At 38.1% G+C, this 607-nt stretch carries 2 tRNA genes; both read right to left on the bottom strand.

The features are described 5' to 3' along the window. Positions 1 to 292: 292 nt before the first annotated feature. Positions 293 to 366 (bottom strand) — tRNA-Arg (locus tag REB14_RS13495). Between the two features lie 12 nt (positions 367 to 378). After that, positions 379 to 453: transfer RNA gene (locus REB14_RS13490), tRNA-Pro, on the bottom strand. Positions 454 to 607: the final 154 nt, after the last annotated feature.

The following is a 607-nucleotide window of genomic DNA, read 5'->3' as shown; positions in this document are numbered from 1 at the left end:
TGTGTAAATAAAAAGAGCCTCTCAATTTTTATTGTGAGGCTTTTTGTATAATCAAAAGGATTCGAAGAAATCGGATACTCTATTCAAACTGATTAATTAGTGATTGTTTAAGAGTAAATAAAAACAAAAAAGACTCACTGTTTCCAGTAAGTCTTTAAGTGAGCGCGAAAGGATTCGAACCTTTGACCGTCCCGATTGAAATCGGGATGGTCTATCCAATTTGATTAATCATTGGTTGTTTGAGGGTAAATAAAAAACAAAAAAGACTCACTGTTTCCAGTAAGTCTTTAAGTGAGCGCGAAAGGATTCGAACCTTTGACCGTCTGCTTAGAAGGCAGATGCTCTATCCAGCTGAGCTACGCACCCTAAATTTGTAAGTCGGGGCGGCAGGATTCGAACCTGCGACCTCCTGGTCCCAAACCAGGCGCGATGACCGGACTACGCTACGCCCCGAAGGGTCATCAATAACGAATTTTACATCGTTTTTAGGGCTGCAAAGTTGCAATTCTTTTTGGAATAAAAAAAGAAAATGAGGTATAATTTTTAATTAATTTTTTATGCCTCCTTTTTTATTAACTTTACCCTGTTAATAACCATTGATTTAGCC

Source organism: Chryseobacterium metallicongregator (assembly GCF_031324065.1).
GTDB lineage: Bacteria > Bacteroidota > Bacteroidia > Flavobacteriales > Weeksellaceae > Chryseobacterium > Chryseobacterium metallicongregator.
Note: the sequence above shows the minus strand (reverse complement) of the source record. Positions and strands in the feature narration are given on the sequence as shown.